This window comes from Micromonospora sp. NPDC005413 (genome assembly GCF_040606435.1).
GTDB lineage: Bacteria > Actinomycetota > Actinomycetes > Mycobacteriales > Micromonosporaceae > Micromonospora.
In genome coordinates, this window is sequence record NZ_JBEXEV010000049.1 from 1 (window position 1) to 17,403 (window position 17,403).

At 71.3% G+C, this 17,403-nt stretch carries 14 protein-coding genes and 1 pseudogene; 5 read left to right on the forward strand and 10 right to left on the reverse strand.

Annotation, left to right across the window (positions count from 1 at the left end; translation table 11 throughout):
- Nucleotides 1-137: 137 nt before the first annotated feature.
- Together ABZS37_RS30770 and dnaG are read right to left on the reverse strand one after the other, a co-directional pair.
- Entirely contained in the window at nucleotides 138-674 is a 537-nt protein-coding gene (locus ABZS37_RS30770; protein ID WP_355174780.1) for a hypothetical protein, read from the reverse strand.
- Nucleotides 675-2,577: pseudogene (gene dnaG, locus ABZS37_RS30775) on the reverse strand (DNA primase). It lies immediately after the preceding gene.
- A gap of 114 nt (nucleotides 2,578-2,691) precedes the next feature.
- Between dnaG and ABZS37_RS30780 the strand changes: the two are divergent.
- The gene (locus tag ABZS37_RS30780) at nucleotides 2,692-3,900 is read left to right on the forward strand and encodes a low temperature requirement protein A (RefSeq protein WP_355174782.1); all 1,209 of its coding nucleotides are present in this window, start codon (nucleotides 2,692-2,694) and stop codon (nucleotides 3,898-3,900) included.
- A 7-nt stretch (nucleotides 3,901-3,907) separates the two neighbouring features.
- Here the strand turns inward: ABZS37_RS30780 and ABZS37_RS30785 are convergent, their stop codons facing one another.
- Genes ABZS37_RS30785 through ABZS37_RS30795 form a run of 3 tightly spaced genes read right to left on the reverse strand, consistent with a single transcriptional unit; the run spans nucleotide 3,908 to nucleotide 6,356 of the window.
- A complete protein-coding gene (locus ABZS37_RS30785) occupies nucleotides 3,908-4,738 on the reverse strand; it encodes a siderophore-interacting protein (RefSeq protein WP_355174784.1) in 831 nt (276 codons plus the stop codon).
- 15 nt (nucleotides 4,739-4,753) lie between these two features.
- Nucleotides 4,754-6,019, reverse strand: coding sequence for a deoxyguanosinetriphosphate triphosphohydrolase (locus tag ABZS37_RS30790; protein ID WP_355174786.1), 1,266 nt, complete (start codon nucleotides 6,017-6,019; stop codon nucleotides 4,754-4,756).
- Nucleotides 6,003-6,356 (reverse strand): VOC family protein, encoded by a 354-nt coding sequence (locus tag ABZS37_RS30795; protein WP_354997410.1) that lies wholly within the window; start codon nucleotides 6,354-6,356, stop codon nucleotides 6,003-6,005. Before ABZS37_RS30795 ends, ABZS37_RS30790 begins: the two co-directional genes overlap by 17 nt.
- A 254-nt stretch (nucleotides 6,357-6,610) precedes the next feature.
- Between ABZS37_RS30795 and ABZS37_RS30800 the strand changes: the two genes are divergently transcribed.
- Nucleotides 6,611-7,111 (forward strand): roadblock/LC7 domain-containing protein, encoded by a 501-nt coding sequence (locus tag ABZS37_RS30800; RefSeq protein ID WP_355174788.1) that lies wholly within the window; start codon nucleotides 6,611-6,613, stop codon nucleotides 7,109-7,111.
- Nucleotides 7,112-7,153: 42 nt separating this feature from the next.
- On the opposite strand, the gene ppdK is transcribed toward ABZS37_RS30800, so the two are convergent.
- Nucleotides 7,154-9,889 (reverse strand): pyruvate, phosphate dikinase, encoded by a 2,736-nt coding sequence (gene ppdK / locus ABZS37_RS30805; protein WP_355174790.1) that lies wholly within the window; start codon nucleotides 9,887-9,889, stop codon nucleotides 7,154-7,156.
- 369 nt (nucleotides 9,890-10,258) lie between these two features.
- Here ppdK and ABZS37_RS30810 point away from each other — a divergent pair, with 369 nt between their 5' ends.
- Nucleotides 10,259-11,941 (forward strand): beta-N-acetylhexosaminidase, encoded by a 1,683-nt coding sequence (locus ABZS37_RS30810; protein ID WP_355174824.1) that lies wholly within the window; start codon nucleotides 10,259-10,261, stop codon nucleotides 11,939-11,941.
- A gap of 606 nt (nucleotides 11,942-12,547) precedes the next feature.
- On the forward strand, nucleotides 12,548-13,204 hold the full coding sequence (locus ABZS37_RS30815; protein ID WP_355174792.1) for a C39 family peptidase: 657 nt from the start codon (nucleotides 12,548-12,550) through the stop codon (nucleotides 13,202-13,204).
- A gap of 290 nt (nucleotides 13,205-13,494) precedes the next feature.
- Here the strand turns inward: ABZS37_RS30815 and dusB are convergent, their stop codons facing one another.
- The 4 genes from dusB to ABZS37_RS30835 form a co-directional block, all read right to left on the reverse strand.
- Nucleotides 13,495-14,667 (reverse strand): tRNA dihydrouridine synthase DusB, encoded by a 1,173-nt coding sequence (dusB, locus tag ABZS37_RS30820; protein WP_355174794.1) that lies wholly within the window; start codon nucleotides 14,665-14,667, stop codon nucleotides 13,495-13,497.
- Nucleotides 14,668-14,731: 64 nt separating this feature from the next.
- On the reverse strand, nucleotides 14,732-16,111 hold the full coding sequence (locus ABZS37_RS30825) for a glycine--tRNA ligase (RefSeq protein ID WP_355174796.1): 1,380 nt from the start codon (nucleotides 16,109-16,111) through the stop codon (nucleotides 14,732-14,734).
- Nucleotides 16,112-16,225: 114 nt separating this feature from the next.
- Nucleotides 16,226-16,705, reverse strand: coding sequence for a hypothetical protein (locus ABZS37_RS30830; protein ID WP_355174798.1), 480 nt, complete (start codon nucleotides 16,703-16,705; stop codon nucleotides 16,226-16,228).
- A gap of 24 nt (nucleotides 16,706-16,729) precedes the next feature.
- Nucleotides 16,730-17,071 (reverse strand): antibiotic biosynthesis monooxygenase, encoded by a 342-nt coding sequence (locus tag ABZS37_RS30835; protein WP_354997418.1) that lies wholly within the window; start codon nucleotides 17,069-17,071, stop codon nucleotides 16,730-16,732.
- Nucleotides 17,072-17,100: 29 nt separating this feature from the next.
- Here ABZS37_RS30835 and ABZS37_RS30840 point away from each other — a divergent pair, with 29 nt between their 5' ends.
- Nucleotides 17,101-17,358, forward strand: coding sequence for a hypothetical protein (locus ABZS37_RS30840; protein WP_355174800.1), 258 nt, complete (start codon nucleotides 17,101-17,103; stop codon nucleotides 17,356-17,358).
- The last annotated feature ends 45 nt before the right edge of the window (nucleotides 17,359-17,403 follow it).

Consider the following 17,403-nt stretch of genomic DNA (forward strand, 5'->3'; position numbering starts at 1 on the left):
CCCGCCGCGACCGCCGCGGCGAAGGCCACGTCGACCTCTTGCGGGGTGTCGACGTTGCAGGCGAGGGTGACGCCGGCGGGGCGGGGTGGGGTGGGGTGGGCGGGGTGGGGTGGGGTGGGGTGGGGTGGACAGCGCGGCTAGGCGTCGGCCGGCGCGGTGGCGGCGCGGGCCACGGTGACCAGGCGGTCGGTCTCGGCGAGCAGGGCCTCGTCGTCCGCCGGGGTGCCGGGGTCGAGTCGGACCGTCCAGGTCAGACCGTCGGCCCCGGCCACGCGCCGGGCCGCGACCCGGGCCGCGCCGCCGGGCACCGGGTGGTGCTCGGTGTACGCGACCGAGCGGGTCACCCGCGCCCGCACCTGGTGCGGCAGCTCACCCGGGTCGAGGAGGAGATACGTCTCGGTCGGGCCGTCGGCGACCACCGTGTGGCCGTCGCGTTCGACGACGGTCTCGGCGGGCGTGACGGTCAACTCCCGGCCGGACCAGACCGCCTTGAGGATGGTGTGCCAGCCGAGCCGGTGCCCTCGACCGGGCAGCCACAGCCCGAGGTTGGTGGCGACCACCACCCCGTCGCCCTCGCCGTTGCCGGCGGCCGCCCACGCCAGCACCCGTTCGTCGGCGGTCAGCGGCGGCCGGTCGGCCGGTGGCAGCTTCGGTTTCCGGCTGAACAGTCCCATCTAGAGGCCTCCCGCGGCCTGCTCGCGCAGCGCCCGGGCGTGCTGCTCCAGTGACAGCAGCTCGCCGAAGGCGGCGAAGTACTCGTCCTTGTTGTTGACCGGGTTGATCCGCTGGATGCGTGACTTGAGGTCCCGGACCCGGGCGGTCACCGACCCGAACTGCACCCGCGCCATCGTGATCGACACGTAGCGTGGGTCCGGTTCTCCGTCGATCCGCAGCGGCTCCACCGCCAGCTCGCCGACCAGCGCTGCTGACGCCAGGTCGTCGCAGGCGTCGCGGACCGACTCGATCCAGACCGCGCCGCCGGTCGCCGACGCGGCCCCACCGGCCGTAGCGATGGCCGTACGGACCCCGACGTGCACCGGGTGGCGGTATTCGGTGGCCTCGACGGCGTCGAACATGGGCCCGGCGAGAACCGGCTGCTGGAGGGCGAGCTTCAGCGCCTCGCGCTCGACCATCGACAGCGGGCTGTCCAGTACCGGCTCGGGGCGGGCCGACCTGGGCCGGGCGGCGGGTGGAGCGTCGCGGGTGCCGGGCGGCGGGGTGTTGGCGGCGGCGAGCACGGCACGCTGCACCGGCTCGATCTCCATGCCGAGGTCCATGGCGAGCTTGCGGACGTACTCTGGGCGCTTTTCCCGGTCCTTGAGTCGCGCGACCAGCGGCGCGGCGTGGCGCATCGCCTCGACCCGGCCGTCGACGGTGTCCAGGTCGAAGCGGCTGATCACGTGTCGCAGCGCGAAGTCGACCAGAGGCTCGCGGCGGGCGACGAGGTCACGCACCGCCAGGTCGCCCTTGGCGAGCCGCAGATCGCACGGGTCCATGTTGTCGGGGCTGACGGCGATGAAGGTGCGCCCGACGAAGCGCTGATCGTCTTCGAAGGCGCGCAGTGCGGCCTTCTGGCCGGCGGCATCGCCGTCGAAGGTGAAGATGATCTCGCCGGCCACCTCGTCGCTGTCGAACAGGAGCCGACGCAGGACGGATATGTGGTCCGCTGCGAAAGCGGTGCCGCAGGTCGCCACCGCCGTGGTCACCCCGGCGAGGTGGCAGGCCATCACGTCGGTGTAGCCCTCGACGATCACCGCCCTGCCCTGCTTGGCGATCTCCCGCTTGGCCTGGTCGATGCCGTAGAGCACGTGCGACTTCTTGTAGATCGGCGTCTCGGGGGTGTTCAGGTATTTCGGGCCGTCGTCGTCGTCGAAGAGCTTGCGCGCGCCGAAGCCGATCACGTCGCCGGCGAGGTCGCGGATCGGCCAGAGGAGCCGGCGGCGGAACCGGTCGATGAGGCTGCCCGAGCGCGCCTCCCGGGACAACCCGGCGGTGACCAGCTCCTGGTGGGTGAAACCCTGCTGGCGCAGGTGCTTGGTGAGCAGGTCCCAGCCATCCGGCGCGAAGCCGCAGCCGTAGCGCTCGGCGGCGGCCCGGTCGAACCCTCGCTGGGCCAGGAACTCCCGTGCCGGCCGGGCCCCGGCGGTGCTGAGCTGCGCCCGGTAGAACTCGACCGCGGCGGCGTGCGCGGCGACCAGGCGCTGACGCTGGCCCTGCTGCGGACGGGGGCGTGGAGTGCCCTTGTCGTCCTCGATGTAGCGCAGTTGGATGCCGGCGCGGCCGGCCAGCCGCTCGACGGACTCGACGAAGCTGAGGTGGTCGGCGTCCATCAGGAACTTGATCGCGTCGCCGCCGGCCCCGCAGCCGAAGCAGTACCAGACGTTGCGGGCCGGCGAGACGTTGAACGACGGGCTCTTCTCGTCGTGGAACGGGCACAGGCCCTTGAGGTTGCCGCCGCCGGCGGACTTCAGGGTGACCGTCTCGGAGATCACATCCCCGATCGAGGTGCGTTCCCGGACCAGTGCGATGTCCTCGTCCCGGATCCGCCCAGCCATGCGCCACCCCCTCGCCGTACATCCTGCCCTGCCGGACCGACGACGTGCCGGCCGGGGGACGCCGGATGTGGCGGCGGCCGCTGCCGGCTCCGCGGTTCCGGCCCGGCAGCCGGGCCCGCGCGGGGACCATGACCAGATGCGCAGGGTACGGACCGACGACCTCCGGCCGAGCGGATGGTTGACCGGCCGGCTGGGGCTACGCGGACAGCCCCCTCAGACAGACGAGGCTGGTCACCGGCACGCCACCTGGCTGGAGCTCTTCCTCGACGTCATCTTCGTGTACGCGCTGGCGGCGGTGGTGGCCCGGTTGGGCAACGACCCCACCCCGGCGCCGGAGGCCGTACTGGCCGTGATCGGGCTCTTCGTGGTGGTCCAGTGGGCCTGGGTGGGGCAGGTCTACTACGACACCCGGTTCGACCCGGACGACGCGCTGCACCGGGTGTTGGTGCTGGTCGCGTTGGTCGGGGCGGGCGCGATGACGCTCGGCGTTGACGAGGTGCCGGAGAGCGTGCTCCTGCCGGTCGGGTACCTGATCGTGCGGGGTGTGCTGCTAGTGCTGTACCTGCGGGCCCGGCCGACCAGCCCGATGGCTCGCATGGTGACGACGGTCTACCTGATCGGCTTCGGGTCGGGCTGGCTGATCTGGCTGGTGTCGCTGACCACGCCCAGCGCGCTGCGCCCGGTGCTGTGGATCATCGCGATGTGCATCGAGCTGGCCACGCCGTGGGTCGGCGTGCGCTGGCTCAACCAGTGGCCGGTGGACAACCGGCACCTGCCGGAACGGATCGGGCAGTTCACCATCATCGTGCTGGGAAGCGCGCTGGCCAGCCTGCTCTTCGCGGTGCCGGACCACCCCCGACCGCACATGATCCTCACCGCCGGAATCGCCTTCCTGGTGCCGGCCGCGATCTGGTGGCTCTACACCACGTTCGTCACCACTCACCTGGTGGCGAGTCGACTGCGGGGCGGGCAGGCGTACAGCTACCTGCACGTCCCGCTCGACGGGGCACTGCTGGTGCTCGGCTGGGCGCTCGGGCAGGTCGTCCGGCTCGTCGACGACGACGCGGTCCGGCTGCCGTTGGAGCTGCGGCTGCTGCTGGCTGGCTCGGTGGTCGTCTGGATGCTCTGCGGGCTGGCCCTGTACTGGCTGTGGAGCCCTCCGAACCTCCTCCGGCTGGCGATCACCTGCTACGGGGTGGTCTCGGTCAGCCTGATCGCCGCGGCGGTACGCGAGCCGCGCCTGCTGCTGTTCCTGCTCGCTGCGGCGATCGTCGGGTACTCCGTGGTGCTCACCCGCCGCCTGAACAGGGCCGGTCGGGAGTCGGAGGACGTGGCCGAAGGCTGAGGTGTCCTCAGGCAGTGGCGGGCTCCTCGGCCTCCACCTGCCGGTTCCAGTCGGCCTTCGTGGAGCGCCAGCCCTCGTCGTCCAGCCCGCGCCGCCAGTAGCCGGAGATGGAGAGCTGACCGGCGGGCACGCCTCGCTCGGCGCGCAGCAGGCGGCGCAGCTCCCGGACGAAGGTCGCCTCGCCGTGCACGAAGGCGTGCACCTGCCCGGGCGGGAACTCCAACTCCCGGACTGCCGCCACCAGTGCCTCGCCCACCGGGCGGTCGCCACGGTGCAGCCAGGTGAGCTGGACCGCGCCGGGGCTGAGCAGCTTCTGCTCCTCCGCCGGGTCGGCGATCTCCACGAAGACGTGGGCCGGGGCGCCCAGCGGCAGCCGCTCCAGGGCCGCGGCGATCGCCGGCAGGGCGCTCTCGTCGCCGACCAGCAGGTGCCAGTCCGCGTCCGGGCTCGGGGCGTACGCCCCGCCGGGCCCGATGAAGTGCACCGGGTCGCCCGGGCGCAGCGCGGCGGCCCAGGGGCCGGCCAGCCCCTCGTCGCCGTGGTGCACCACGTCCACGGTCAGCTCCTCGGCCAGCGGGTCCCAGCGCCGCACGGTGTACGCGCGCTGCCGGGGCCACTGCTCCCGGGGCATGTCCCGGCGGATCGCGGCGAGGTCCAGCGGCTCCGGGTAGGCGACGCCGGGCTGCGGGAACACCACCTTGATGTAGTGGTCGGTGAACTCACCCACCGGCAGGTCGGCCAGCTCGTCCCCACCGAGGACGAGCCGGATCAGGTGCGGGGTGGGCCGCTCGGTGCGCAGCACTCTTGCCGAGGTGACGTTCCTGGGGCGCTCCGTCATGCCAGTTAGGCTAGCCTAAGCTGCGCCATGCCGGGTCGGCGGTCGGCTCTCACCGACCAGGCGGGTGTGCCAGGTCACCGCCGCCGGGTCGGTGAGCGAGGCGACCTGATCGATCACCACCCGCAGTCGGGCCGTGTCGTCCGGGGCGGCCCGCCACAGCGGGGCGAAGATCGGGTCGAGCCCCTCCGGCGCCCTCCGGACCAGTGCGGCGACCAGTTCGGCCAGCATCGTCCGCTGCCGCTCGTAGCGGCCCCGGAAGCCGGCTCGACGCATCACGTAACGCAGCGCGATGCCCTTGAGCAGGGCGCACTGTGCCCGGACCAGCCGGGGCACCACCAGGTCGGCGGCGTAGCGGCGGTGCGGGCCGGGACCGAAGCGTTCCTCCGTGGCGGCCACCGCCGCGGCCACGAACCGGCCGGTCAACCCACTGGTGGTGGCCTTCAGCGCGATCTGCGCACGGTGGCTGCCGTCGTACCCGACCAGGGGGGCGAGCAGCGGGTCGGCCAGCAGCTCGACCAGCACCTCGGCCAGGTCGACCTCGGCCTCCCCCGAGTAGGCGCCGGCCACGTCGACACAGAGCGCGGCCCGCTCGTCGGCGTCGCTGAGCAGCGGGTGCAGCGTGACGTACCCGCCGTGGATGCCGTCCTCCACGTCGTGCACCGAGTACGCGACGTCGTCGGCCCAGTCCATCACCTGTGCCTCAAGGCAGCGCCGGTCTCCGGGCGCACCGGCCCGGATCCAGTCGAAGACGGCCACGTCGTCGGCGTACACCCCGAACTTGCGCTCCCCGGGGCGGCGCGGCCAGGGGTACTTGCCGATCGCGTCGAGCGACGCCCGGGTCAGGTTGAGCCCGGCCGACGAGCCGTCCGGGGCGAGCACCTTCGCCTCCAGGCGGGTCAGCACCCGCAGGGTCTGCGCGTTGCCCTCGAAGCCGCCGCACGGTGTGGCGAGCAGGTCCAGGGCCGCCTCACCGTTGTGCCCGAACGGCGGGTGCCCGAGGTCGTGGGCGAGCCCGGCGACGTCCACCACGTCCGGGTCGCAGCCCAGTCGGGCACCCATCTCCCGGGCGATCTGGGCCACCTCCAGCGAGTGCGTCAGCCGCGTACGCAGGAAGTCGTCGGTGCCGGCGGTGTGCACCTGGGTCTTGGTGGCCAGCCGGCGGAACGCCGCGGAGTGCAGCACCCGGGCCCGGTCGCGCTCGTACGGTGACCGACGGTGCCCGGTGTCCTTGGGCGGCTCCTCGACCAGCCGGGCTTCCGCCGACTCACTCCTCGCGGGCATGCAACACGCAGAACTCGTTGCCCTCCGGGTCGGCCAGCACCGTCCACTCGACGTGGCCCTGTCCGATGTCGACGTGCCGGGCGCCCATGTCGACGAGCCGCTCTACCTCGGCCTCCTGGTCGGCGGGTCGCAGGTCGAGGTGCAGGCGGTTCTTACGCTCCTTGGCGTCGGTCACCGGCACGAAGACCAGGCCGGGCAGGCGGTCGGCGGACTGGCGGATCTCCACCTCGTCCGGCTTCTCGGTGACGACCTGATAGCCGAGCGCCTCGGCCCACCATCGGGCCAGTCGGGCCGGATCGCGGGCGTCAACGGTCAGGCTCTCCCAGACACTGGTCATGCAGTCACCCTTCCCGTTCGACGCCGTACGCAATCTGCCGTGCGCGAGCGAGCCAAGATTACGCCCGCCACAGCGGCTCGACCCGCCTCCGACGCATCGACGATGGGTGCACAACCGCCGATTGGCTCGGAGTTGTCAACCGATTGCCGAGGGTCACGGGCTCGCGGGCGGAGGGTGGCCACCGGTAGCGTTCCCAGCGCGGAACGTGACCAGCCGACTGACACACAGAGCCCGACCGGTTAGGGGTGACGCTCGTGGACGCGGACACGGTGGTGGGAACGGAGCTACGCGGGTTGCGTCGACGCCGCCCCGAGGTCGCCGGGACGGTGCTGGCCGGCACCGACGGGCTGCTCATCTCCAGTGACCTGCCCAGCACCGACGCCACCCACCTCGCGGCGCTCGCCGCGGCCAGCTTCGGGCTCGGCCACCGGATGGCCGACACGGCACGGCAGGGCGAGTTCCGGGAGTCGGTGGTGCGCACCACCGCCGGCTGTGTGGTGACCTACCCGGCCGGGCGTACCGCCCTGCTGACCCTGGTCACCGTGTCGGCGGCGGACGATCTGGAGGCGCTGCACGAGGAGGCGCGTGCCGTGGCCCGGCGGGCCGGCTCCGTACTGGACATTCGCGGCGGCGGGATCGGCGCCACCGCTGTTCCGGATGCGTACGCCCCGCTGGCCGTGCGTACCCCGATGGCCACCCTGCCGGCCCAGTTGCGCCGCTCGTCCCGGCCCACCTGGCGTCGCCCGCCGATCTGAGCCGGCGGCGGCCCGGTCGCCCGGTCCGCCGCCGGCCCCGCGTCAGCGGCTGTCCGAACCGCCGGTCTCCACGACCGCCCGGCCGGCCTCCAGCCGGGCCACCGGCACGCGGAACGGCGAGCAGGACACGTAGTCCAGGCCGACCTCGTGGAAGAAGTGCACCGAGTCGGGGTCGCCGCCGTGCTCACCGCAGACGCCGAGCTTCAGCCCGGGCCGGGCGGCCCGGCCCTCCTCGGCGGCGATCCGCACCAGCCGGCCCACACCGTCGCGGTCGATCGACTCGAATGGTGAGATTCCGAAGATGCCCAGCTCCAGGTAGCGCCAGAAGAACGCGCCCTCGACGTCGTCGCGGGAGAAGCCCCAGCCCATCTGGGTCAGGTCGTTGGTGCCGAACGAGAAGAACTCGGCCGCCTCGGCGATCTGCCCGGCGGTCAGTGCCGCCCGGGGCACCTCGATCATGGTGCCGATCAGCACCTCGACCCCGCTGTCCCCGACCACCTCCGCGATGATCTTCTCGGCCTCGGCGCGGACCGTCTCCAGCTCCTGCACGGCTCCGACCAGCGGCACCATGATCTCCGGTTTCGCTACCCCGCCGCCACGGGCGCAGCTGACCGCCGCCTCGGCGATGGCCCGGACCTGCATCGCGAACAGGCCGGGGATGACCAGGCCGAGGCGGACGCCCCGCAGCCCGAGCATCGGGTTCTCCTCGTGCATCCGCCGGACGGCGGCGAGCAGCGCCTCCTCCTTGGCCACGTCCTCGCCGCGCTCCTGAGCGACCGCGACGTTGACCGCGAGCTGCTCCAGCGGAGGCAGGAACTCGTGCAGCGGCGGGTCGATCAGCCGGACCGTGACGGGCAGGCCGTCCATCTCGCGGAAGATCTCCTCGAAGTCGGCCCGCTGCAACGGCAGCAGCGCCGCCAGCGCCGCTTCCCGCTCACCCTCGGCTCGGGACAGGATCAGCCGCTCGACCAGCTCCCGCCGGTCGCCGAGGAACATGTGCTCGGTGCGGCACAGCCCGATGCCCTCGGCGCCGAAGCGCCGGGCCCGGGCGGCGTCCGCGCCGGTGTCGGCGTTCGTGCGGACCGCGAGCCGCCGCTTGCTGTCGGCGTGCGTCATGATCCGGTGTACGGCCCGGACCAGCGCGTTGTCGATGTGCTCCGGGTCGAGGCTGCCCTCGAAGTACTGCACCACCTCCGACGGCATGACCGGCACCTCACCCAGGTAGACCTTGCCGGTGGTGCCGTCGATGGACACGACGTCGCCCTCGTTGACGGTCTGCCCGGCCACGGCGAACCGCTTCGCCGGTACGTTCACCTCGATCTCGTCGGCACCGGAGACGCAGGTCTTGCCCATGCCCCGGGCCACCACGGCGGCGTGGCTGGTCTTGCCGCCACGCGAGGTGAGGATGCCCTGGGCGGCGATCATGCCGTTCAGATCGTCGGGGTTGGTCTCCCGACGGACCAGGATCACCGACTCACCCTCGGCGGCCAGCTCGACGGCCCGCGCGGAGGTGAAGACCACCTTGCCGGACGCCGCGCCGGGCGAGGCGCCGATGCCCTTGGCGACCGGCTGGAACTCGTGGTCGAGCTGGAAGCGGGGGAACATCAGCTGGGCGAGCTGCGCGCCGTTGACCCGGTGCAGCGCCTCGTCCAGGTCGATCAGGCCCTCGTCGACGAGCTGCCCGGCGATGACGAACGCGGCGGCGGCGGTGCGCTTGCCGACCCGGGTCTGCAGCATCCACAGCTTGCCACGTTCGATGGTGAACTCGATGTCGCAGAGGTCCTTGTAGTGCTCCTCCAGCCGAGCCATGATGCTGAGCAGCTCGTCGTAGGAGGACTTGTCGAGCTGCTCCAGCTCCTGCAGGGGCACGGTGTTGCGGATGCCGGCGACGACGTCCTCGCCCTGGGCGTTGGCCAGGTAGTCGCCGTAGATGCCCTGCGCGCCGCTGGCCGGGTCGCGGGTGAACGCGACACCGGTGCCGGAATCCGGGCCAAGGTTGCCGAAGACCATGGTCACCACGTTGACCGCGGTGCCGAGGTCGGCCGGGATCCGCTCCTGGCGGCGGTAGAGCACCGCCCGGTCGGCGTTCCACGACTCGAAGACCGCCCGGATCGCCAGGTCGAGCTGCTCGCGCGGCTGCTGCGGGAACTCCCGACCGGTGTGCGTCAGGAAGATCTTCTTGTACGCGTCGACCAGCCCGCGCAGGTCGTCGGCGTCCAGGTCCAGGTCGTTGTGAGTGCCCTTGGCGTTCTTGATTCCGTCGAGCGCGTGCTCGAACTCCTCGCCCGGGACCTCGCAGACGGTCTTGCCGAACATCTGGATGAGGCGGCGGTAGGAGTCCCAGGCGAACCGGTCTGCGCCGCCGGAGGCGGCCTGGCCAGCCGAGCCCCCGGCCTGCGCGGAAAGACCGATCACGCTCTGGTCGTTGAGGCCGACGTTGAGGACGGTCTCCATCATGCCGGGCATGGAGAACTTGGCGCCGGAGCGGACGGAGACCAGCAGGGGGTCCTGCGGGTCGCCGAGGCGCTTGCCCATCGTACGCTCCAGCGACTCCAGGTGCGCCTCGATCTGACCGGCGAGCCCGTCCGGCTCCCGCCCGGTTTCGAGGTACGCCTGACAGGCTTCGGTGGTGATGGTGAAGCCGGGCGGAACAGGGAGGCCGAGGTTGGTCATCTCGGCGAGGTTCGCCCCCTTGCCGCCGAGCAGGTCCTTGAGATCCTTGTTGCCTTCGGAGAAGTCGTAGACGTACTTCTGATCGACGGTCTCTTGCGCTGCCACCAGAGCCTCCACACACGCGCCGGATTGACACTTAACGAAGGTTCAGTTGCTTACCCCGGAACGGACCACCGGTAATCCCGGGGGTCAACGCCGATCGGTGGGCGAAGGTTAAGCGAACATCGGGTGACCTGGGACCGTTCGGTGACAATAGGCACAGCTATCACGACTATCCGTGTTCGTACCGGTTTTTGGGAACGCTTCCACGCGCACTATCACGCATCCCGCCCGTCGCCGTACGCTGGTTGGCAACGCAGCCGGTGAACCTCGCTTTTGCCATAACCGGCGCGAATACACCCCGGAGCCGCCGCCGTGTCGACCACCTCCTCCCCCGGACCCACCGCCACCCCCGGCGCAGCCGGACCCGGCCCGATCTCGCTGTCAGCCCACGAACCGAACGCCGCCACACTGGCCCGGGCCGCCGAACGGGCCGCCGGCGAGCTGCTCGCCCCTCCGGCCCCAGTCCGTCTGGCCGACGTCGTGCCCGCCCCACAGAGCGTCGAGCCGAACCCGTCCGAGGACTGGCTGCTGCCGGCCGAGGCGGTCGTCGTGGCCACCGCCGATCCCGCCGCGCTGGCGGTCGCCGAACAGCTCGCCGAGCTGCTGCGCCCCGCCACCGGATACCCGCTGCCGGTGACCGACGCCGCCCGACCGACACCGGCCGGCGGCATCGCGCTCGTGCTGACCGACGACGACGGCCTGGGCGCCGAGGGTTACCGGCTCGCCGTGACCCGGGCCGGGGTCACCATCACCGCGGTCACCGCCACCGGCCTCTTCCACGGCGCGCAGACCCTGCGCCAGCTGCTGCCACCGGCGATCGAAAGCCCGGTCCCGGTCGCCGAGCGCTGGATGCTGCCCGGCGGGTCGATCGTCGACCGACCCCGTTTCCCGTACCGGGGCGCGATGCTCGACGTGGCACGGCACTTCTTCGCCGTCGCTGACGTGCTGCGGGTGATCGACCACCTGGCCCGGTACAAGCTCAACCACCTGCACCTGCACCTCACCGACGATCAGGGCTGGCGGATCGCCATCGACTCCTGGCCGAGGTTGACCACCGTCGGCGGGGCGACCGAGGTCGGTGGCGGCCCCGGCGGGCACTACACGAAGGCCGACTACGTGCGGATCGTCTCCTACGCGGCCGCCCGCCACATCACTGTCGTCCCGGAGATCGACCTCCCCGGGCACACCAACTCGGCGCTGGTCGCGTACCCGGAGCTGGCACCGGACAAGACCGCGCCGCCGCCCTACACCGGCACCGAGGTCGGTTTCAGCTACGTCGACCCGACCGATGAGCGGACGTACGACTTCATCGCCGACGTATTGAGCGAACTGGCCGCGATCACCCCCGGGCCGTGGCTGCACATCGGCGGCGACGAGGCGTTCAAGGTGAAAGGCGAGGTCTACACCGATTTCGTCGAGCGGGTCCAGCGCATCGTGACCGGCCTCGGGAAGACCGTTGTCGGCTGGCACCAGCTCGCACCGGCCGCCCACGTCGACGGGCGGGTCCTGCAGTGGTGGGGCACCGACAGCGCTGACGCGGTGACCGCCGAAGCGGTACGCCGGGGCGCCAGACTCATCCTCTCCCCCGGCAACCACACCTACCTGGACATGAAGTACGCCCCGGACACCCCGGTCGGGCAGGACTGGGCCGGCCTGATCGACGTGCGACGCGCGTACGACTGGGATCCCGGGTCACACGTGACGGGCGTGCCGGAGGCTGCGGTCCTCGGCATGGAGGCCCCGCTCTGGACCGAGTCGATCACCTCGCTGGCCGAGATCGAGTTCATGCTGTTCCCCCGGCTGCCCGCCATCGCCGAGTTGGGCTGGTCGCCCCGGGCGACGCACGACTGGGCCGGGTTCCGCGACCGGCTGGCCGGGCACGGCACCCGCTGGGCCACCGCCGGGGTCACCTTCCACCGCTCCCCCGAGATCCCCTGGCCCGCAGAGGGGATCGGGTTCACCCAGCCGACCCGTCCGCACCTTCCGACCCAGACCAGCCCCGACACCGCCTTCTTCCCCGCTCCTGCCCCTGCCCCCGTCCCCGACAAGCCCTGACGCCCGCGCCCAAACCGGCGAAATCACCTCATCCGGGCCTCCGGCGGCCAAGATCCGCACACTTTCCGGGGAAATTGTGGCCTCAACGCGTCCGAAGGCAGCACTTTCCCGGAAAGTGCGTCGATCTCGACGCCGGTCATCGCGGGGCAGGTTTGTGCGTGGTGTCTGGTTCGGGATGCGAGGCCGGTGGGTGGCTGTCCGGTCGTGGGCGGCGTGTCCCGTGGTCGGGGCCACTCTGGCGGTGGAATCGGGGGCCGGCCCGGGTCGTTATACCTGGCATGCGACCGTGGCCCCCGGCCCGGCGCACCGGGAACACCCGTACGGCCGCCCCGGTTGCATCCGTAGCCGCCGACCGTGGGAACACCCGCCGGACCGGCACGGTTACACCCCCCGGTAACCAACCGCTGGCCGGGCAGGACCCGCCAGGCGCCGGCAGCCGCCGGGAACATCCGGTAGGCCGCCCCGGTTACATCCCCCCGGAACCCCGAGCAGGTCCCCCCCCCGGATCGCCGGGCCGTTCCCGTGAACCTTTGCCCGCACGGTCGCACCGTCCCCCCGTGTTGAGTGCCGTGTGGGTTCCCCCTGAATGCAGAGGAGCACGCCATCATGCGTACCGATCTGATCCGTAAGACCGCACTGACCGCCGCTGGACTCGCGTTCACCGGTGGTGCCATCGCCGGCCCCATCACCGCCGCGTACGCCGCCGACGCCAAGCCCGCCGCCCAGACCCAGGCCGACCGCAAGCCCGCCGGTGAGCGTCAGCTGGGTGTGCGCTACGAGGCGCAGCCGAACTTCTACTACTGCGGCCCCGCCGCCACCCGCAACGCCCTCAGTGTGCAGGGCAAGGACATCAGCGTGGACGCCATGGCCAAGGAAATGGGCACCACCGAGGACGGCACCAACAGCATCAACGACATCACCCCCGTCCTGAACAAGGAAACCGGCAAGAACGACGCCTACCGCAGCGTCGAGATCAGCAGCCCCGCCGCGGACGACAAGCAGACCGACACGCTGCGCGCCGACGTCGTCAAGACCGTCGACGACGGCCGGGCCGTGGTCGCCAACATCGCCGGCACCACCACCGACACCGATGGCGGCGTGCACTCCTTCGAGGGTGGGCACTACATCAGCGTCGTCGGCTACCGCGACAACGGGAACGTGGTGAAGATCGCCGACTCCGCCAACCCGAACACCGCCTCCTACGAAGTCACCACCGAGCACCTCGCCGACTGGATCGCCACCCGCGGCTACGCCACCAGCTGACCCGCGGACAGACGACCGAAGGGCCGGACCCCACCAGGGGCCCGGCCCTTCGTCGTCGTTCGGGTCAGTCCGGCAGGGCCGGCTGGGATCGAGTCCGGCGAGGCCGGCTGGGATCGAGTGGTTCGCTGGTCCTTTGGAGCTGATGTCGTAGACGATTCAGGGCATCGACCGAGGCGCTGAATCGTCTACGACATCAGCTCCACAGTGCGCCAACCCCTGCGCATCGCCGCGCCGGGGTCGCGCCCTCGCCAGTGCGGTCAGCCGCCAGAGTCGTGCCATTGCCAGTGCGGTCAGCCGCCAGAGTCGTCCATCTCAGCGCCCTCGGGGACGACGTCGTCATCCCGGCTGGCCAGCCAGCCGTCCGGCAGGAAGACCTTGCCCGGAGAGTTCGTCCGCCCGCGCGGCTGGCCCAGGGCGGTCAGCGGGAACGGCTCCACCGGGTCGAGCTTGCCGAGCAGGTCATCGAGCTGGGCCAGGCTCTCGATCATCGCCAGCGAGCGGCGCAGCTCGCCGCCGACCGGGAAACCCTTGAGATACCAGGCGACGTGCTTGCGGAAGTCGGCACAACCGTCCCGCTCGCCCCGGGCCGGGGTGCGGGCGGCGGCCACAAACTGGTCGACGAGCAGCTCAGCGTGCCGGCGCATGGTCACCGCCACCTCGCCGAGGGTGGGCAGCCGCCGCTCCGGCCGACCATTGAAGGCGGCCTCCAGGTCGGCGAAGAGCCACGGCCGGCCCAGGCACCCCCGCCCGATCACCACGCCGTCGACCCCGGTGTGCGCGACCATCCGCAACGCGTCGTCGGCCTCCCAGATGTCGCCGTTACCGAGCACCGGCACGTCGAGGGCCTGCTTGAGGGTGGCGATGGCGTCCCAGTCGGCGGTGCCCGAGTAGCGCTGCCCGGCCGTCCGCCCGTGCAGGGCCACCGCGGCCACCCCGGCGTCCTGGGCGGCGAGCCCCGCCTCGACGTACGTCAGGTGGTCGTCGTCGATGCCCTTGCGCATCTTCACGGTGACCGGCACCCCGGACGGTGCCGCGGCGTCCACCGCGGCCCTCACCAGCCGGGCGAAGAGTCGACGCCGCCACGGCAACGCCGCGCCGCCACCCCGGCGGGTCACCTTGGGGACCGGGCAGCCGAAGTTGAGGTCGATGTGGTCGGCCAGGTCGCGCTCGACCACGATCCGCACCGCGGCGGCGGTGATCTCCGGATCGGTGCCGTAGAGCTGGAGGCTCCGTGGATGCTCGTCCGCGCCGAAGGCGATCATGTGCAGCGTCTTCGGGTTCCGCTCGACCAGCGCCCGAGTGGTGATCATCTCGCAGACGTAGATGCCGCCGCCCTGCTCCCGACAGAGCCGCCGGAACCCGACGTTGGTGATCCCGGCCATCGGCGCGAGCACCACCGGCGGCCACACCTCGTACCGCCCGAGAGTCAACGGGCGCAGCGCGGGGACGGTCGAGGCGGTCACCGGACAAGTGTACGGGGCCCCGACCGGCGCATTTCGCGTCGGCCGAGGCTCCGTGCCCACCGTTTCAGCAGCCGGGGAGGCGCTCGATCAGGTAGCGCTCGACCTGGTCCAGGGAAACCCGCTCCTGGGCCATGGTGTCCCGGTTGCGGACCGTCACGGCGTTGTCATCCAGGGTGTCGAAGTCGACCGTCACGCAGAACGGGGTGCCGATCTCGTCCTGCCGGCGGTAGCGGCGACCGATCGCCTGCGAGTCGTCGAACTCCACCACCCAGCGCTTGCGCAGCAGCGTCGCGAGGTCCTTGGCCTTCGGCGACAGCGCCTCGTTGCGGGACAGCGGCAACACCGCCACCTTGACCGGGGCGAGCCGCGGGTCGAACCGCATGACGGTGCGCTTGTCCACGCCGCCCTTGGTGTTCGGCGCCTCGTCCTCGTCGTACGCCTCCAGCAGGAAGGCGAGCACCGCGCGGGTCAGACCGGCGGCCGGCTCGATGACGTACGGCATCCAGCGCTCACTCTTGGTCTGGTCGAAGTACGACAGGTCGACGCCGGAGTGCTTGCTGTGCGTGGAAAGGTCGAAGTCGGTGCGGTTGGCGATACCTTCCAGCTCGGCGAACTCGGTGCCACCGAACTGGAAGCGGTATTCGATGTCCACCGTCCGCTTCGAGTAGTGCGAGAGCTTCTCCTGGGGGTGCTCGAAGAGGCGCAGGTTGTCCGCCGACAGGCCGAGGTCGAGGTACCAGTTCCAGCGCTCCTGGAGCCAGTACTCGTGCCACTGCTCGTCGGTGCCCGGCTCGACGAAGAACTCCATCTCCATCTGCTCGAACTCCCGGGTCCGGAAGATGAAGTTGCCCGGGGTGATCTCGTTGCGGAACGACTTGCCGGTCTGCGCGATGCCGAACGGCGGCTTCTTGCGGGCGACCGTCTCGACGTTCTTGTAGTTGACGAAGATGCCCTGCGCGGTCTCCGGGCGCAGGTAGTGCATCCCCTCGTCGCTCTCCACCGGGCCCAGGTAGGTCTTCATCAGGCCGTTGAACATCTTCGGCTCGGTGAAGGTGCCCTTGTTGCCGCAGTTGGGGCAGTTGAGCTCGGCGAGCGAGGCCGGCGGCTTGCCGTGCTTGGCCTCGTACGCCTCCTCCAGGTGGTCAGCCCGGAACCGCTTGTGGCAGAACTGGCACTCGGTGAGCGGGTCGACGAACTCGGCGATGTGGCCGGACGCCTCCCACACCTTGCGGGACAAAATCACCGCGGAGTCGAGGCCGACCACGTCGTCGCGCTGCTGGACCATGGTCTTCCACCACTGCCGGCGGACGTTCTCCTTGAGCTCCACACCGAGCGGACCGTAGTCCCACGCCGATCGGGTGCCTCCGTAGATCTCGCTGGAGGGGAAGACGAAGCCTCGGCGCTTGGCGAGGCTGACGACGGCGTCGATACGGTCTGCTGGCATGTTTCCTCCTACGCCGGCTGGCGGTCGGCGGGGGCGAGATGTGGATGGAACGGTCGGTTCGGGACAACGGTACGACCACCGTCGCCCCAAGCCCAGCAGAATACCGGTGGCGGGTCAGCTGACCCCGCAGACCTCCACGCCGCCGGTCTGACCGTCCTGACCGAGGCTGACCTGCTGACGCTCCCGGTCGCCGCCGTCGAGCGTCACGTCCACCGGCACGGTCAGGCTGGTCGTGTCCACCTCACCCACCCGGAAGGCGGTGACCTGAGGTTCGGCGGCGGCGCGCCGCTCGAACTCGGGCCGTGACTCGCGCCGCTGCGCGTCGTCGCAGAGCTGCTCGTACGCCCGCCCGTAGTTCCGCTCGACCAGCGCCTGGTAGTAGTCGCCGGTCACGGTGCGAGCCTGCTCCCGGATCGCCTGCACGCCGCTGACGGCCAGGCCGACGACGGCGGCGCCGCCCCCGCCACAGCAGAGGACCACGGCGAGCGCGCCGACGCCGAGGCCGATCCAGAGCCGAGTCCGGCGGCCTTCGGTGGGCGGCGCGGCGAACGGCGGAGCCACGCCGGGACCGGGTGGCGGGGCGGGTGCGGTCATAGGAGCAGCGTAGTGTCCGGCGGCTCAGCGGTAAGGACCCGCAGCCCGATCACTCTCGGCGACGACCACGGCCCCGCCTGGGGCAGCGGTGGCCAGCGCCTCGTACGCGGAGGGCTCGTCGATCGACTCGGCGAGCAACGGCACGGCGCTGACCTTGACCTCGAAGGCGCCCAGCGCCCGCCGGTACGTACCGACCGACTCCCATTCGGTGACCAGGGACCAGTGGCGGGGGTCGTCGAGCGCCCGGACCAGTTGACCGCGCAGGTAGCCGGGGCGGGCGGCCAGTGCGGTGAGGGCGGCGTGCGCCCGTTCGGTGAAGTCGTCGGCTAGATCGACGTCGACCACGAACCGGTTGGTCACCAGCAACGGGGGTCCCTCCTCGTAGAGTCTGTGGGATGCAGCGTACGCAGCGCCCTTTGCTGGCCCGGTTGGCCGGGGCGAACCCGACGTCGGTGTTCTTGCTCACCCTGGTGGTGGTGCTGGTGGCGTTCTTCACGCCCGGGGTGATCGGCGGGCTGCTGACGCTCGCGCTCGCCGCGGTCCTGAGCGCCCTGTTGGTCACGACCTGGGCGGTTCAGGCACCGCAGACCCGGCTGATTCGACTGGTGATGCTCACCCTGCTGGTGACGGTGGGCCTCGCGAAGCTGCTCTGACATGCAATCATGCGTTTTTGACAATCATTATCGTTGCCACGGACA